Origin of the sequence: Mucilaginibacter pankratovii, from assembly GCF_014773265.1 — a bacterium.
Taxonomy (GTDB): domain Bacteria; phylum Bacteroidota; class Bacteroidia; order Sphingobacteriales; family Sphingobacteriaceae; genus Mucilaginibacter; species Mucilaginibacter pankratovii.
Window position 1 is genome coordinate 174252 of record NZ_JACWMY010000014.1, and the last position, 18570, is coordinate 192821.

An 18570-nucleotide genomic window follows, 5' to 3' on the forward strand; every position below is an offset into this window, starting at 1 on the left:
TTTGAATCAAGTAATTGATAGCCAGTATTTTAAATGTGTTAAATTTATGGGTGAGATGTTGTTTTGATTTTTTCATGAAATATCTTTTTACTGTTTAGTGTGGATGTGACAATTATTCTCTAATTTTATTTCGGTAATACCCCCCTGAAATTACCGGTGCCAATTATACTATTATGAGACTTAAACTATACGTGTCCTGTGTATTGTGTGTGCTGTTGCAACAGCAGCTTTTTGCTCAGAAAAATACCTATGAGTTTTCGCATCTCGATATTACCAACGGGCTTTCTGATAACCAGGTGAACTGCATTTTTAAGGATGAAAAAGGTTTTGTATGGTTTGGCACCACATCGGGCCTTAACCGGTACGATGGCTCTAAATTCAAAATATTTAAGCGCGATAACAAAAACCCCAATTCGCTGGCCGAGAACCACGTAGTGCGGATAGAGCAGGGGCCCGATAGTAAATTATGGATTTTTACACATAGTAATTTAAGCATTTACAACCCCCAAACCGAAAAGATATCCAACAACATTGCCGCCGAAACTTCCCTTTATAAGATCTTTACCACCCGTATAACGCATGTGCGTAAAGATGCAGCGGGCAGATTTTGGTTTATTGCCGATAATGCCGGGCTGTATTGCTATAACCCTACCAACCGCAGCACATTTTTTTACAGCACCTTACCCAGTTCTAAAGCAAGGCTTCACTCTAACAATGTGATGGATGTGGTAATTACCCCGCAAAGCAATGTTTGGCTGCTTTATAGCGATGCCATTATTGAGGAATTAAATACCAGCACTAATAAAATTACCCGCCGATACGATGGCTTTGCCAAAGCCAATAGCTTAAGGCCATCAAACTATACCCTGCTGCTTGATAATAAGAGTAACATCTGGATAAGCTCGGATGCGGCACCTATAGGCGCTTTCAGCTACAATACCATAACCAATTCCCTTACGCATTATAGTAAAGATACCCCACAGGCAAGGTTAAACTCCAACGTAATAAACAGTATTGTGCAGGCCGATGATAACAAAATATGGCTTGGTAGCGATCATGGCGGCGCCAACATTATCGACCCGAAAACCAACAAGGTGAGCTTTATTATGAGCAAGCCCGATGATGCAAAATCCCTTAGCGGCAACAGCCTTAACCTTTATAAGGATAATTCGGGTATTATTTGGGCCGGCACTTTTAAACAGGGTGTAAACTATTACCATAGCGGCATAATGCAGTTCCCGTTGTTTAAACACTTTAACAGCGACCCCAAAAGCCTGCCTTACGGAGATATAAACACATTTGCCGAAGACGATAAAAACAATTTATGGATAGGCACCAACAACAGCGGACTTATTTATTTCAACCGTGCTAATAATACATTTACCCAATTTAAGCACAACTCTGCAGATCCTAACAGTATTGCTAATGATATCATTATCAAGCTATACATAGATAAGCAACATAAACTGTGGATAGGCACCTACTTTGGCGGGTTGGATTGTTTCGACGGTAAAAAGTTCACGCACTACCGTCACAATCCAAACGATTCGGGCAGCATAGGCGACGATCGTATTTATACCATTATGGAAGACCATAAAGGCGAAATGTGGGTGGGTACCTTCGCCGGCGGCTATAACGTTTTCGACCCTAAAACAAATTCCTTTAAACATCCCAAATATTCCCTGAACTCGGAATATACTGCCATTATTTACGAGGATAAGGATAAAAATAAATGGATAGGGCGTGATAAAGGTGTAGACGTTATTGATTATAAAACCAATAAAATAAGGCACTACTCATCCGAACCCAAAAACCTGAACAGTTTGGTTGGTAACGATGTAAACGCCATTACCCAGGACAGGCGCGGACTGATATGGATAGGCACCAAGGATGGGCTGAGCATTTTAGATACCAAAACCAATAATTTCCTCAATATAGAAGAAGGGGTTAATCTGCCTGCCAACAACGTATCAAACATTGTGGAGGATAAGGAAGGCAAAATGTGGGTGAGCACCACCAACGGACTGGCACGCATAATGCTTAGCCAGGTTGGCGGAAAATACAAAGCAGAGATAAACAATTATAACGAACTGGATGGTTTACAGGGCCGCGCGTTCAACTTATATTCGGCATTAAGGTTACGGAGCGGCGAATTGGTTTTTGGCGGTATCAACGGGTTTAATTTATTCGACCCGGGTATCGTAAATACCTTTAAACCAAAGCCAAACCTATTGTTTACCGATATGCACCTTTTTAATAAGAGTGTAACCGTAGGCGACACCATAGACGGCGATGTTATTTTAACGAAGGCGTTATCAGAAACCAAAGAAATAACGCTGGAGCATAACCAGAACGTTTTTGATATTGAATTTGCCGCCTGCGATTATTTTAACCCCGATAAAATAAAATTTGAGTACAAGCTGGAAGGCTTTGATAAAGGCTGGATAACTGTTGCAGGCAATAACCGCAAAGCTACCTATACCAACCTGGATGGCGGCGACTATGTGTTTAAAGTACGTACGCAAAATGCAAGCCTGGATGATACCATCGCGCTAAACATTACGGTGAAGCCGCCGTTTTTAAAATCGCCCTTTGCTTATTTTAGCTACTTTATTATACTGGCAGGGGGGCTGCTTTATATCCGCCACCGCGGTATATTGAAGTTAAAGCAACAGTTTGATACCCGGCAGGCAAAAATGGAAGCCGAGCGTAAAATAGCGCAGGAGCGCGAAGAGGCCCGCCGTATGCACCAGCTGGATCTGATGAAGATAAAATTTTTCACCAACGTAAGTCATGAGTTCCGCACGCCGCTTTCGCTGATATTATCGCCTATTGATAACCTCATTAAAACAACCGAACGGCCCGAACAGCAAAACCAGCTGGTTACTATCAAAAGAAACGGCAAACGCCTGCTCAACCTGGTTAACCAGCTGCTCGATTTCCGTAAGATGGAGTACAACGAGCTCAAACTGACCCTGAAGAAGGGCGATATTGTTCAGTTTATTAAAGAGGTATCCTCCTCATTTAAAGATGTGGCACAGCAAAAGCAGATCCAGTTTTTAATAGAAAGCGATATCTGCTCGTACGTAACCGATTTCGACCATGATAAGATTGAACGGATCTTGTTCAACCTGCTTTCAAATGCCTTCAAATTTACGCCATCGGGCGGGCATATCAGCGTAATGCTGAGCATGGCCGGTATTAACGAAAACCCGGGCGCGCAAAACATGCTGGAAATAAAGGTGATAGATACCGGCATAGGTATCCCGAAAGAAAACCAGGAGAAGATCTTCGAACGCTTCTTCCAGGATGATATGCCCGAGAACCTGCTAAACCAGGGGAGCGGTATCGGTTTATCTATTACACGCGAATTTGTGAAGATGCAGGGCGGCACCATTGAGATAGAAAGCGAGCCCGACTACGGCAGCTGCTTTACCATTGCCCTGCCGGTGGGTAAGCAATCGGATGCAAAGGATATCCCCGTTATTGCTGATGCCCAATTACTGGAAACGGAACCGGCAATTCTGAAGAATCCTGAAAACACACCCGGAGCCGGCAAAAAACCAACCATTTTACTGGTAGAGGATAATGACGACCTGCGTTTTTACCTGAAGGATAACCTTAAGAATAGTTTCCACATTGTAGAAGCCGTTAACGGTAAGGATGGCTGGCAAAAGGCGCTGGCCATGCACCCAAAACTCATTGTAAGCGATATCAGTATGCCGGTAATGAACGGGATTGACCTGTGTAAAAAGATAAAGGCAGATACCCGCACCGCCGAGATCCCCGTGATACTGCTTACCGCCCTGGGTACCGAAGAAGACCAGCTTGCCGGCCTTGATAGCGGAGCCAACGATTACATTATTAAACCGTTCAACTTCGAGATACTGCTCTCCAAGATCCATAATTCCCTGCGGATGCAGACGACCTTCAAAAAAACCTATCAAAAACAGATAGAAGTAAATGCGAAGGATATCACCGTGGTATCTGAGGATGACAAGTTCCTTAAAAACGCGTTCGAATACATCGAGCTAAATATCACCAATCTCAATTTTTCGGTAGAAGAACTGGCAAGGCATTTAAACCTCAGCAGGGTATCGCTTTACAAAAAATTACTCACTCTTACCGGCAAAACCCCGGTAGACTGTATCCGCACCATCCGCTTAAAACGGGCTGTGCAGCTGTTAGAGAAAAGCAAGCTAAGTATAGCCAACGTAGCCTACGAGGTTGGTTTTAATAACGCTGCCTACTTTGCCAAAGTGTTCCGCGAGGAATATGGTATACTGCCATCAGAATATATTACAGAGCTGAGGAACAAAGAAAAAGAAACCGAACTGGTTTAATATTAGCCTTTCTGCATCCTTTATATTGGTGTTAACATTTATTGTATAGATGTAATAAATAGTGGTAGTCTTTTTTTTACTATCACATTAATTTTACAGCACGTTAAGTTTTACATTGGTGTATTGCCTAAACGTATAATAACGCTTCTTCATAAATATGTTTGCATGTTTTTGGGGTTAGTTGGTTCAAGTATTGGTAAATGGCGCCCTGCCTGAGAACTGGGTGCCTTTTTTATTTTGGGGCGATTCATCTTAGGTATACAAATTAGCTACGGCTAAATACTCATCACATAACCCTTATTAAAGCGTGCCCGCAGCATACCGCAATTGTTAATCAGCTTTATCATCACTTACGCTCGTTACGCCAATTTTCTTTAAAAATAGGCTTCATTTAACCTCTTTTGGCACAAACTGATACTATTTTAACAGTATATAGCTTGTAGTAGCCCTATTAACATTTGTTATATAAACGTTAACATTTGTGGTATTAATCCAATCGATTGTCTGATACTTTTACTTCCGATGATAAAGGCTTTGTCCGTAAGCCCCTGTTATCAACCACAACCAATTAAACTTTAGAAAAAATTAAATGTATGATGAGAAAATTACAAATTAAAAATCTTGTAGTACTACTCTGCACAAGCATCACGCTTTGCCTGATGAGTATGGCCGGCTATGCCCAAACCCGGCAAATTACAGGTACCGTAACCGAAACAAACGGTTCGCCTATACCCGGCGCCAGTGTTGGTGTTAAGGGTACCACAATAGGCGTGGTAACTGATGTTAACGGCTCTTTTAAATTAGTTGTTCCGGGCACAGGAACGTTAGTTGCATCTGTTATTGGTTACGCCAGCCAGGAAGTGCCGTTGGGCAGTGCCACTGTTTACAACTTCAGATTAACATCAAGCACAAGTGCTTTAAACGAAGTTGTTGTAATAGGTTACGGTACTGCAAAACGTAAGGACCTTACCGGTTCGGTAAGTTCTGTTAATGCAGAAACCATTGCTAAAATACCTGTACCTACATTGGAGAATGCCTTACAAGGGCGTGCATCTGGTGTACAGGTTACCAGTAACGATGGTGCCCCGGGTGGTAACACTACCATATTAATACGTGGTGTTGGTAGTTTGGCCAGCGGCGGTAATAACCCGTTATATGTTGTAGACGGATACGCAATAGACGGCGGTATCAATAATATCAACCCAAGCGACATTGCTTCTATCGATATATTGAAAGATGCATCGTCTACCGCCATTTACGGTGTTAGGGCTGCAAATGGTGTAGTTATCGTTACTACAAAAAAAGGCAGAAAAGATGGCGGTGTGCAAGTTACATTTGATGCATACAGCGCTTTTCAAAGCAAGCCTAAACAATATAAGTTGTTAAACGCGCAGCAATGGGCTACACTGGCCAACGAAGTTGCTGATGCCGATCCGCAGCACAACTTTCAGGAGCTGCCGGCATGGCGCGATCCATCATCTCTTACTAATGTAGATTGGCAAAATGCTATTTATCAAACTGCAAAAACGCAAAATTACAGTTTAGCTATTCGTGGCGGTAACGAGAAAGTTCAGTCGGCTACTTCAGTCGGCTATTACGATCAAAAAGGTATCGTTTTAAATTCATTTTTTAAACGGGTAACCTTGGGCTCTAACTTAGATTACCAGGCCACCAAATGGTTGAAATCTGCAACAAGTGTTAAATACACCTACCAAAACGCCAACAACCCTTACGGTACAGGTGCCTTAGGTAATTTAACGCAACTGATCCCTACGCTTGATGGCGGTAACAAATTAACCAACCAAATAAAAGATGGTAATGGTAACTATGGTTTTTACAACCCTCTTAATACCTACACCTCTAAATATAATAACCCGGTTTACTCGATAGAAACTAACCAGTATAAAAACATTAGTAATTTTTTACTAGCTAACACGTCATTGGAAGCTACCATTATTGACGGTTTAAGGATAAAAACTTTCTTGGGTATTAACAATAAAAGCTATTCGGGCTACTATCTGCAGCCGGAGGATACCCGTGCACAGTCGCAATACGGTCCGGGTGCGGTACCAGCCAATGGTAACTACAATCAGCATATCAACAGCACGTTTGATTATACCTGGGAAAACACCATCGCTTACACCAAAACCTTTGGTGACCATAGCATCGACTTTGTAGGTGGTGTTTCTCAGCAGGAGATCACGTACAGTTCAATGGGAGGTAGTGGTATTCCGCCAAACAGCTCCATTCGCGATTTAGGCCAGGCTACCAACGTTCAGTTAGATAGATATGGTAACGGTGAAACCATTTATGCGCTTAAGTCTCAGTATGCAAGGTTAACCTACAAATTCACTGATAAATATTTAATTACAGGTACTGTAAGGCGCGATGGTTCTTCCAAGTTCGATCCGGGGCACCAATATGGCGTATTCCCATCAGGTGCTGTTGCCTGGAAAGCTAAGGAAGAATCTTTCCTGAAGGATGTGAATTGGTTATCTGATCTGAAATTCAGAGGTAGCTACGGTAAAGTGGGTAACCAGGGTTCTATTCCACCATTCCAAACTCTTGCACTTTACGCATCGGGCTCGGCAGCGGCTACCAGTGGAAACAGTGGTTATCCGTTTGATAAGATCTTCCAGCCGGGTATCATTCAAACTCAGCCAGCCAATCCACTATTAAGGTGGGAAACTGATTACATGACAGATTTTGGTATGGACGCATCGTTTTTAAATGGCGAACTGACATTAACTGTTGACGTTTTCAAAAGACGGTCGAAAGATTTCTTGTTAACGCTTGCTGCTCCCGCCCAATCTGGTTATAATTTTTTAACCCGTAACGTAGGCAGCATGGAAAACAAAGGTTTGGAGGTTGCTATAAATTACAACCATACTACCCGTGATTTCCATTACGGCTTTGGTTTAACCGTATCTGCCATCAAAAACAAATTAACCGAAATTGCTTCAGGTACTACCTTTGTATCAAACTTTGGTGGTTTGGGTTTAACAGGTATAGGATGGTCTACCTTTACGCAAACTTACATAGGCCAGCCGGTGGGCGAATTCTACGGTTACAAATCGCTTGGCATCTTCCAAACACAAGCACAAATAGATGCTTTGAATGCTTCGGCAGCAGCTAAAAACCCATCAAATCCGTTCTACCAAAAAACAGCAACAGCGCCGGGCGACCGTTACTTTGCCGATACAAATGGCGATGGACAGGTAACCCCGTCTGACCAGGTTAGCCTCGGTAGCCCGTTACCAAAATTCTTTGGTGGTTTCAATATCGATCTTTCTTACAAAGCGTTCGATTTTAATGCATACTTCTACGGCGTATACGGTAACAAGATCCTTAACTATCAGCAAAGCGCATTACAAAGCTTCCAAAACCGTGGCTTTGTTGGTGTAGAGAATGTTAGTGTAGATTATTTTAACAACCGTTGGACAGCATCTAACCCGTCTAACGTGTACTCGCGTGCCACTTACAACGATGATGCAATCGGCAGCAACGTACCTTCTAACGCATGGATAGAAAATGGTAGCTTCCTTAAATTGAAAAACGTTACAGTAGGTTATACTTTACCTAAGTTGATTACAGAGAAAGCCTTATTATCTAAAGTGAGGATCTATTTCTCAACACAAAACCTCTTCACTATTACCAAATACACTGGTTTAGATCCGGAAATTGGTGTTCAAAACGGAAACGCGACGCAGAATGGTGTGGATAATGGTACATACCCTGGTTCGAGGTTTTATACCGTGGGTTTAAATGTAACTTTTAAATAAGAAGATAAAATTATTAAAGACATGAAAATTAACAAGAAAAATATTGCCTTTATAGCCCTGATTACTGCGTTGGTGATGCCTTTGGGGTGTAAAAAGGACTTTTTGAATAGAACCAGTAGCTTTCAGGCCACGGCAGATGCTACGTTCAAAAAATCATCGGATGTTGTAGCTTTGGTAAACAGCATTTACGATGGTTACCAAAATAGCGATCTGCTGAAAAAATCTATCTGGTATTACGCCAACTTTCAAACGCACGATTTTTACAACTACGGTGCAGACATTGTATGGAATAACTACCAGATCAATTCCGATTTTGGCGCCCTATCAACCTTTTGGAACAACGCCTACATTACAATTGCCCGTGCCAACGCGGCATTTAAAATTATTGCTACTGCAAAAGAGAACGGTGTTGTAACGGCCGCTCTTGCAGATCGCCTTACCGGTGAAGCATACTTTTTACGCGGTATGAGCTATTACTACCTGGCGGGTTCTTTTGGCGGCGTGCCATTGGAATTAAAAGCAGAAACCGACGGTTTAACACCGCGCAGCTCACAAGACGAGGTATTTAAACAAGTGGTAGCCGATATGAAACAAGCTGAGACATTGTTAGTATCTAAAGCAACGCTCGATAAAAAAGACCTGGGCCGTGCTACTAAAGGTGCTGCTTACGCTTATGAGGGTGCTGCGCAAATGTGGCTAAAAGATTATGCTTCGGCACTTACAGCTTTTAACAATACCGAGCTTACCAGCAACTATCATTTATTGCCAAACTTTGCCGATGTGCATGAGTTTAGCAACCAAAACAATGACGAATCTATCTTCGAGATCCAGTTTGAAGTATCAGGCTCACAAAGCTGGGATGGCGGCTGGCAAAATGGTGGCGAAGTAGCCTGGATAGATGACTTTAGCTGGCCGGAAGAGATTTCCAACTTTGGTTATGATTACGCTAACCCGGGCCTGTGGTATTCTTACCAGGCAGGTGATAAACGTAAATTGCTTACTGTTATTGGCCCCGGCGACCAGAATATAAGCCCCGGCATCATCGCCAAATGGGGTGGTATTAAAGGTTACCCGTCAGTTACAGGCGGTTTTGCAAATGGCGATGCCCGTTTCAAAGCTGATGATGGCACTATTATCAATACTTGCGGTACCCTTACCAGGCCCTGGTATGGTGTTTCAGATCAGAAACGTTCTGGTTACTACAATTCAAAAAAATGGCGCGACCCACAACTTACCGGCGGTACCGGCGGCCAGATCATATTTGGCTCACAAAACCAGATTATGATGCGTTACGCCGAAGTACTGTTAAGCAGGGCAGAGTGTAAGGTACGTACAGGTGATGTTGCCGGTGCACTGGCCGACCTTAAAATAGTTAGGGACCGTGCCTTTGGTGGTGTTGCACCTGCCGTAATGCAGGATGGCCTTACCTATGATGGTAAACCAACTACCCCTATTACCGATCCATTGCAAATGGTACTAAGCGAGTACAGGCACGAATTGACTGCCGAGTACTCTACATTTTATGATTTGCGCAGGGCCGGCCCTGGTGTAGCTTCGGCTTTCATCAAAGCAGCCTATGGTACCGATGCATCTTCTACACCTCAGCCTTATCCGTATGGCCCAACAGCCGATGGTTTATTGCATGGTGTTTGGAAAACAACGCTTCCGGAAGGACGCGATATTTTGCCTATCCCGCAACAGGCAATTGGTCTTAACCCAAATCTTACGCAGAACCCTGCGTATGGCAAATAATAGTATTTTGACTTTAAAAAAGGCTTTCTCTGTAAAGAGAAGGCCTTTTTTTGCTGCTGATAAAAATTTCGTTGAAATGGATGTAAACCCATAAATTGTACATGCTTTTCAATCGATAACCTTAGGCTTACTATATGAGAATTTCCCCTTACTTAATTATCCTGGTCTGTTTTGTGGGCTTGTTTTCCTGTAAAAAGAAAACACAGTTCCAGCAGATCTCTTCCTCTCATTCCGGCATCGATTTTAACAACAAAATAACCGAGAACGACTCCATAAACCCGCTGGACGTGGTGAATATTTACAACGGCGGAGGCGTGGGCATTGGCGATTTTAATAATGATGGCTTGCAGGATGTTTTTTTCTCGGGCAACATGGTATCAAACCGCCTGTACCTCAATAAAGGCGATTTTAAATTTGACGATATTACCGCTACAGCAGGTGTTGGTGGCAGCGGTCGCTGGGGCCGCGGGGTAAGCGTTGTTGATGTAAACAACGACGGGTTGATGGATCTTTACGTTTGTAACACCGTTTATGCCGATTCTACAAGGCGGTACAACTTTTTGTATATAAACCAGGGGCCGGATAAAGATGGTGTTCCCAGGTTTAAAGATATGGCAAAAGATTACGGCCTGCAATCGGGCACCGAATCTACCATGGCCAGCTTTTTTGATTATGATAACGACGGCGATTTGGACATGTACCTAACGGTTAATAATGCCAGCGCTCAATATAACCCCAATGTTTTTGGCTCTGCCGATAGCCGCAGCCCACATGCCGTTACCGGTAAGTTGTTCCGCAACGATTGGGATAACTCGTTAAAGCACCCCGTTTTTACAGATGTAACCATAGCGGCAGGTGTTGCCATAAGCGGTTTTGGGCACTCGGCATCTACTGTTGATTTTAACGGTGATGGCTGGAAAGATATCTACGTATCTAACGATTTTATCTCCAATAACATCCTTTACATCAACAACCACGATGGCACCTTCACCGATCACTCTAAAGAATATTTTAAACACACCTCCTTCAATTCCATGGGGCAGGATGTGGTAGATATTAATAACGATGGCCTGCCCGATGTGGTGGAACTGGATATGAACCCCGAGGACAACTATCGCAAAAAGATGATGCTGGGCCCAAATAACTACCAGCTTTTTCAAAACTTCGATCTGTTTGGTACCCAGTACCAATATGTGCGTAACACCCTGCAATTAAACCAGGGGCGGCGGCTGGGGCAGCAGGGTGCTATTGGTGCGCCCGCCTTTGCCGATATAGGTTTCCTGAGCGGTATAGCGCAAACCGACTGGAGCTGGACACCGCTCATCACCGATTTTAATAACGACGGTTTCAGGGATATGATCGTAACCAACGGGTTTCCGAGGGATGTGTCTGACCGGGATTTTATGACCTACAGGCAGCAGGCTTACGCAATTGCCTCCAAAGAAATGGTATTGAAGCAGATCCCCGAGATCAAGATCCATAACTACGCCTTCGCCAATAATGGCGATCTTACTTTTAAGGATGTTAGTAAAGACTGGGGCCTGGAGTTGCCAACTTTTTCTAACGGTGCCGTTTACGCCGACCTAGACAACGACGGCGCGATGGACATGATCGTAAATAACATTAATGATAAAGCCCTGGTTTACCGTAACACATCAAGAGATGACGAAAAAAGCTCTGGCAATTCGCACTATCTGCAAATAAACTTTAAGGGTGATAAGCAAAATCTGAACGGTTTGGGTGCTTTGGTGAACATTTACTACGATAAAGGCAAACAGCAATTTTACGAGAACAACCCTTACCGCGGATATCTTTCGTCCGTAGAGAACATTGCTCATTTTGGCTTGGGAAAAGTGGATAAAGTTGACTCGTTGATCATAACCTGGCCAAATGGTAAAAGGCAAAAACTGCTTAACGTAAAGGCTGATCAGAATTTAAAAGTAAGCATTGCCAGCGCTGTAGATGCCAAACCGCAGGTGCAGCCATTGTTTGCCGGCAATGCTTTATTTAAGGAAGTTACCGATTCGGTAGGTGTTCACTTTTTACACAAGGACATCAACTTCATCGACTTTAATGTGCAGAAACTATTGCCGCATAAGCTGTCGGAATACGGCCCGGCTTTAGCAGTAGGCGATATCAATAACGATGGGCTGGACGATATGGTTATCGGGGGCGACTCTTACAACCAGGCGCAGGTATTTATGCAACAGGCTAATGGTAAATTCAGCCGGCGCGATCTGTTGCCGGTAAAAACCTTCCCGCCGATACTTTTTAAAGATACGGGGCTGCTACTTTTTGATGCCAATGGCGATGGTAAACTTGATCTGTACATGGCCAGCGGCGGTTACGAAATTGCACCTAACGACCCAAAATACCAGGACAGGCTTTACCTGAACGATGGTAAAGGCAATTTCACCCTGGCAACCGATGCCTTACCTGCAAACTTTACAAGTAAGTTATGCGTACGGGGCTTTGATTATAACAAAGATGGTAAACTGGACCTGTTTATATCGGGCAGGGTGAAGCCATGGGAATATCCCAAGCCGGTATCCAGCATTATTTTGCGGAACGATAGTAAAAACGGCAAGCCAAAGTTTACGGATGTAACCATGGAGGTTGCCCCGGCTTTAAAAGATATCGGTTTGGTTTGCGATGCCACCTTTACCGATTTTGATAACGACGGCTGGCCGGATCTGATGATGGCCGGCGAGTGGATGCCTGTTACCTTCCTGAAGAACAACCACGGTAAGTTTGAAAATGTTACGGCACAATCCGGCGTAGCCGACAAATTCGGCTGGTGGAATTCCATCGTAGCGGGCGATTTCAGGCACACCGGGCGTACCGATTATATTGTGGGTAACGTTGGGCAAAACAGCCTGATGCAGCCAAACGACCAGTACCCGATCTACATCACGGCAAACGATTTTGATAACAGTAAAATTTACAGCGCCGTTCCTTCTATATTTTTTAAGGATAAGGATGGGATTAAAAAGGAATTTCCGGTTGAAGGCCGCGATGACATGCTGAAGCAAATGATCAGCATGAAGAAGAAATACACCAATTACAATTCTTTTGCTACGGCCACAATGGATGATATGTTTACGCCCGAACAACGGAAAGGAGCCCTGCGCTTAAAAGCCAATATGTTTAAAACATGTTATCTGCGTAACGATGGTAATGGCAAATTTACCATGATACCCATGCCCGTTGAAGCGCAGGTATCGGTTATAAATGGCATGGAGACCGGCGATTTTGATGGCGACGGCAACCTGGATGTGGTAATGAACGGTAACGATTACGGCTCGGAAGCAGCCGTTGGCCGGTACGATGCTTTAAACGGCCTGATGCTGAAAGGCGACGGCAGGGGAGGGTTTAAAGCACAAAGCATTTTGCAAAGTGGCATTTATATCCCGGGTAACGGCAAAGCATTGGTAAAACTGCGCGATAGCAAAGGGCGGTTGCTGCTTGCTGCCAGCCAGAACAAGGATTATTTAAAGCTTTTTGAATTAAAAAGCGGCACACTTAATATCCCTGTTGCAGCTAATGATGCTTATGCTATCATCGCTTATAAAAACGGGAAGACCGAAAAACAGGAGTTTTACTATGGCTCGTCTTTTCTGTCGCAATCGGCCAGGTTCATTACCCGCAACCCTTATATGCAAAGTATTACTATTTATGATAATAAAGGGCAAAAAAGGGTTGTGAATTAAGTAAAGCAATCGATTGTTATTATATATTTGTGCAAACTAAAACCCAAATACAGCAATTACACCCACATCAACCGGGTATTGCCCAACTTACTAATAATGGATAAGAAAATTTACACCGCCCTTGGCATGGTGCTGCTGCTTGCTTCCTCGTTTGATGCGCGGGTGGCCAATGCCCAGGCGCTCAAAAGCCAGGTGGCACTAACCGATCTGTCGGCATTTGCTGCCCCGCCAAAAAACTGGGAAATAGATGGCAGTGTGCACGCCGATTTAGAGAAGCCAAACACATTTGCCCTAACCAAAGGGGGCGGTATATTGGTAAATACCGTGGATGAGAAAAACCCGGGGCACGATCTTTACCTTAACCTGCAGCACGGCGATATCGACCTGGAGATGGATTACATCATGGCCAAGGGCGCAAACTCCGGCATCTACCTGCAGGGCCGGTACGAAATTCAGTTGCTGGATAGCTGGGGTACGATAAACCCTAAATCGAGCGATAACGGCGGCATCTACGAACGTTGGGACGATAGCAAACCCGATGGCATGAAAGGCTATGAAGGCCATGCGCCAAGGCAAAACGCCAGCAGGGCGCCCGGCCTTTGGCAGCATATCCGTATCTCGTTCCAGGCACCAAAGTTTGATGATAAGGGTGTGAAAATAGCCAATGCCAAAGTGCTTTATGTTTGGCTTAACGGTGTTTTGATACAGGAAAACGTAGAACTATCCGGCCCAACCCGGGGCGCCTATGATGCCAAAGAAAGCGCCCTCGGCCCGCTTCGCTTGCAGGGCGACCACGGCGCGGTAGCATTTAAAAACATTAGCTACACCAATTTTAACAAACTGCATCCAACGTTATCCGATCTTAAATACACAGTTTACAAGGGCAACTTTGCCAAAGAGCCTGATTATAAAACCTTAAAACCCCAGGCGCAGGGCGTAACGCCGATGCTTACTTCCAACGAGGTAAAACTGGCCAACGAGTTCTTGTTGAAATACACAGGCATCATCCATATTAACGAAGCGGGTGAATATGCTTTTAAATTGAGTGTACCGGGCGGTAAGGGTGCCCTGCGCATCAACGGCGCGCCTGCTGTTACGGCGCCGGGCTTTAGAGGTAGCGGCACAGTGCAATTACCTGCCGGCGATCTGCCTTTCGAAATATTCTATATCAAGAATGTGGATTGGGCAAAGGCGGCATTAGGGCTAACGGTATCAGGCCCCGGTGTGCGTGAGTATTTGCTGAGCGACGGGAATGTTAGCTCTAACGACGCGGTAGACCCTATCCTCATTAACGCTACAGAGAATGTGATCCTGCGCAGCTTTAGCGATTTGCCGGGCGGCATCCGTGTAACCCATGGCATAGGCGTAGGCAGTACCGAACAATTGCACTACACTTACGATGCCGATAAAGGTATGATCGTACAGATTTGGCGCGGTGGTTTCCTGGATGCTACCCCCATGTGGCACGAACGCGGCGACGGCTCATCCAAACCCGCCGGTTCGGTTCAATATTTTGGCAAACCTGCACCGGGCATAGCAAAATTGGCCACCGCCGATGCAGCCTGGCCGGCAGATACCAACGGAACCAATTACAAACCCAAAGGCTACACACTGGATGCAGATGGTCGCCCAACCTTTAAGTACACGCTTTACGGCGCGGCGGTAAGTGATGCCAGCACGGTGATACCGGGCGGGCAGGGTTTGCACCGCGAGGTAAATATCTCTGCACCGGTTGCCGGTTTAACGATGCGCCTGGCACAGGGCAGCAAGATAGAAATGCTGAAAGACGGTTTTTACAGCGTGGATGACCAGTATTATATCCGCCTGGACGAAGGGACAATTGATAAGCCTATGGTACGCATATCAGGCGCTATGCAGGAACTCATTATTCCTGTAAAACAAAAATTAACCTATTCTATCATTTTTTAAGAAGAGGCCATGAAGAATATATACACACAAATGATAAGCAGGCTGATACTTTTTGTAAGCGTAATAACTGTGATAACAGGGTTAGGCCAGCGCGCTTTTGCACAAGCTGAATCCCCAAAAGAGGACGACTTTTTTAAGATCATGAAAGTGCCCGCGCCCGAAGGTACTATATTAGAGGTTGGCGGTTTATGCACTTTGCCAAACGGCAGCCTCGCGGTAACCACCCGCCGCGGCGATATTTTTATTGTAGAGAACCCAACCAGTCAGCACCCCTTCTTCCGCAAATTTGCATCGGGACTGCACGAGGTTTTGGGAGCAGCTTATAAAGATGGCGCCCTTTACGTGGTACAACGCGGCGAACTAACCAAACTGGTGGATACCAATATGGATGGTAAAGCCGATGTATTTGAAACCGTTTACGCCTGGCCATTATCTGGTAATTACCACGAGTACAGCTTCGGGCCGAAAATAGCGCCGGATGGTTCTTTCTTTGTAACGCTAAACCTTGGTTTTCCGCCGGATTGGTGGCACCCAAAAAGCATGGTGCCTTACCGTGGCTGGGCTTTAAATATCAAGGAGGATGGTACGGTTACGCCATGGGCAGCGGGTTTCCGTTCGCCGTGCGGTATCAGCATGATCGATGGCGAACTTTGGTACAGCGACAACCAGGGCGACTGGGTTGGCTCGGGCAGCATTATGCCGGTTAAAAAAGGCGGCTTTATGGGTAACCCCGCCAGTTTGGTGTGGACCGGCCTGCCAAACTCTCCACTAACCCTTACGCAGGAGAAATTTTTTGCAACCAACAATCCCCGCATCGAGTTTGATAAAAACGGCCAGCCTTTTAAACCTCAAAATATTGTTAACGAGAAGTTTAAAACCGAGTTTGAGGCTAAAAAGGAGATCCCCGAATTACAACTACCCGCTGTATGGCTGCCGCATGGCATCCTGGGCATCTCCAATTCCGAAATTGTAAAGATCCCTGAAGGCGCCTTCGGTCCGTTCTCGGGCCAGCTGCTGGTGTGCGACCAGGGGCAGAGCATGGTAGACCGCGTTTTCCTGGAGAAGATAAACGGCGAATACCAGGGTGCTGCATGGGCCTTCCGCAGCGGTTTTCAATCGGGTATTGTTCGTTTGGCCTGGTTACCTGATGGTTCGTTGGTAGCAGGCGAAACCAACCGTGGATGGGGTTCGGCAGGGGAGGCCACTATGGGCTTGCAGCGTTTGATCTGGAACAACCATATCCCATTCGAGATGCGCGCTATCCGCGCCCAGCCCGACGGCTTTGAGATAGAATTTACCAAACCGGTAGACAGGAAAGTAGCCGAGGACATCGCTTCGTACTCGGTGGAGAGCTATATTTATAAATACCACGGTGTTTACGGCAGTCCGCCGGTGAATACCGAGAAATGTGCCATTACGGGTGTAAAGGTATCAGCAGATGGCATGAAGGCCCGCATTGTGGTGAGCAATCTTCGCCGTTATTATATCCATACTATTACGCTGGATGGTGTGCGCGATAAGGAGAACTACTTTAACCTGGTTCACCCAACGGCTTATTACACGCTCAATAATATCCCCGAAGGGAAGAAGCTAAGCATGAGCGAAGTGAGCACCAAAAACTCGGTGAAGGCGGTGGCTGTTAAACCTGGTGCGGTAAAAGGCACCGCAAAGGCCGCCGCTGCGGCCCCGGCCAAAGCGCTTACTTACGAGGACGTGAAACCGCTGTTGGCCAGAAATACCTGCTCATCCTGCCATAACCCCAATGCAAAACAGGTTGGCCCGGCATTTAAGGATATAGCCAAACGTAACTATAGCGTGGCACAAATTATGGCGCTTATTAAAAACCCTAAGCCCGAGCACTGGCCCGATTATTCTACGCCGATGCCGCCGATGCCGCAGGTTAGTGAGCCCGATGCACGTAAAATTGCTACCTGGATAAGGTCGTTAAAATAGAATGATTTAAATTTTTTTTGTTCCCCTCTCGAGAGGGGGCGCGGTAGAAAAGAGCGGGAGCAGGGGTGTGTTAGTCAGTTACTCAATTAGTTAATGCATTACTGTGAAACACACCCCTCCCCCCCTCTCAAGAGGGGAATCGCACGATCCCCGCGTTTTTTCTATTCTATATGAACTGATATTAATTTATAACAAACATGAAAATGAAATACCTTTTTATAACCGCCCTGCTTGCAGGCGCAACAATTAGCGCCAGCGCCCAAACCGCGAAACCCGAGGATACCGAATTTTATACCCCCGTTCCGGCGGTGGTAAGCCCGGGCAAAACTTCATGTGATGCACCGTCAGATGCCATCATTTTATTCGGCGGCAAAAACCTGGACGAATGGGTATTGGTGAACGATTCTACAGCCGCTAAAAAATGGCTGGTTGCCGGTGGCGCGATCACGGTGGATAAAAAGAAAGGCGATATCCAAACCAAACGCAAATTCACCGATTTTCAACTGCACATTGAATACCGCATCCCGGCCGATATTGAAGGCAGCGGACAAGGGCGCGGCAATAGCGGTATCTTTTTGGCCGCCCTGCCATGGGGTGCCGGCGGTTACGAACTGCAGGTGCTTGATAACTATAACAACAAAACCTACACTAACGGCCAGGCCGGCAGCATGTACAAACAATCGCCGCCATTAATGAACGCCTGCCGCAAGCCCGGCGAGTGGAACACCTACGATGTGGTATGGACGGCTCCCCGCTTTAACGAGGACGGCAGCGTAAAAACGCCTGCCCGCGTAACCGCTATCCATAACGGCGTGCTGGTACAAAACAACTACGAGCTAAAAGGCGATACCCCTTACATCGGCGCGCCGCAATACCGCAAGCACGGTGCAGCCCCCATCAAGCTGCAATCGCACGGCGACCCGAGCAAGCCTATCAGCTACCGCAATATTTGGGTAAGGAGTTTGTAAATGTTCTTCAACAGATGTGAGTCGTCCTGAAATAGGTTGACAGATTTTAATGAACTAAATATAATGCTTGTCAGGTAAAACTGGCAAGCATTTTTTGTTGATGAACTGTTTGTGGTGTTTGATAATTTAAGGC

General features: G+C 45.4%; 7 protein-coding genes. All 7 read left to right on the top strand.

The features are described from left to right. Nucleotides 1–173: 173 nt before the first annotated feature. The 7 genes from IDJ77_RS23715 (at nt 174) to IDJ77_RS23745 (ending at nt 18437) form a co-directional block, all read left to right on the top strand. Nucleotides 174–4343 carry a two-component regulator propeller domain-containing protein gene (locus IDJ77_RS23715; RefSeq protein ID WP_191191469.1) on the top strand — a complete coding sequence of 1390 codons (4170 nt, stop codon included), beginning with the start codon at nt 174–176 and terminating at the stop codon, nt 4341–4343. Between the two features lie 593 nt (nt 4344–4936). Further along, nucleotides 4937–8125: a SusC/RagA family TonB-linked outer membrane protein gene (locus tag IDJ77_RS23720; RefSeq protein WP_191191470.1), complete on the top strand. Its 3189-nt coding sequence runs from the start codon at nt 4937–4939 to the stop codon at nt 8123–8125. Nucleotides 8126–8146: 21 nt separating this feature from the next. Further along, a complete protein-coding gene (locus IDJ77_RS23725; protein ID WP_191191471.1) occupies nt 8147–9877 on the top strand; it encodes a RagB/SusD family nutrient uptake outer membrane protein in 1731 nt (576 codons plus the stop codon). A gap of 134 nt (nt 9878–10011) precedes the next feature. Next, complete coding sequence (locus tag IDJ77_RS23730; RefSeq protein WP_191191472.1) at nt 10012–13587, top strand: VCBS repeat-containing protein; 3576 nt, start codon at nt 10012–10014, stop codon at nt 13585–13587. Nucleotides 13588–13683: 96 nt separating this feature from the next. Beyond that, complete coding sequence (locus IDJ77_RS23735; RefSeq protein ID WP_191191473.1) at nt 13684–15516, top strand: 3-keto-disaccharide hydrolase; 1833 nt, start codon at nt 13684–13686, stop codon at nt 15514–15516. 9 nt (nt 15517–15525) lie between these two features. Continuing rightward, entirely contained in the window at nt 15526–17469 is a 1944-nt protein-coding gene (locus IDJ77_RS23740) for a c-type cytochrome (RefSeq protein WP_191191474.1), read from the top strand. Nucleotides 17470–17672: 203 nt separating this feature from the next. Further along, nucleotides 17673–18437 carry a 3-keto-disaccharide hydrolase gene (locus IDJ77_RS23745; protein WP_224751213.1) on the top strand — a complete coding sequence of 255 codons (765 nt, stop codon included), beginning with the start codon at nt 17673–17675 and terminating at the stop codon, nt 18435–18437. Nucleotides 18438–18570: the final 133 nt, after the last annotated feature.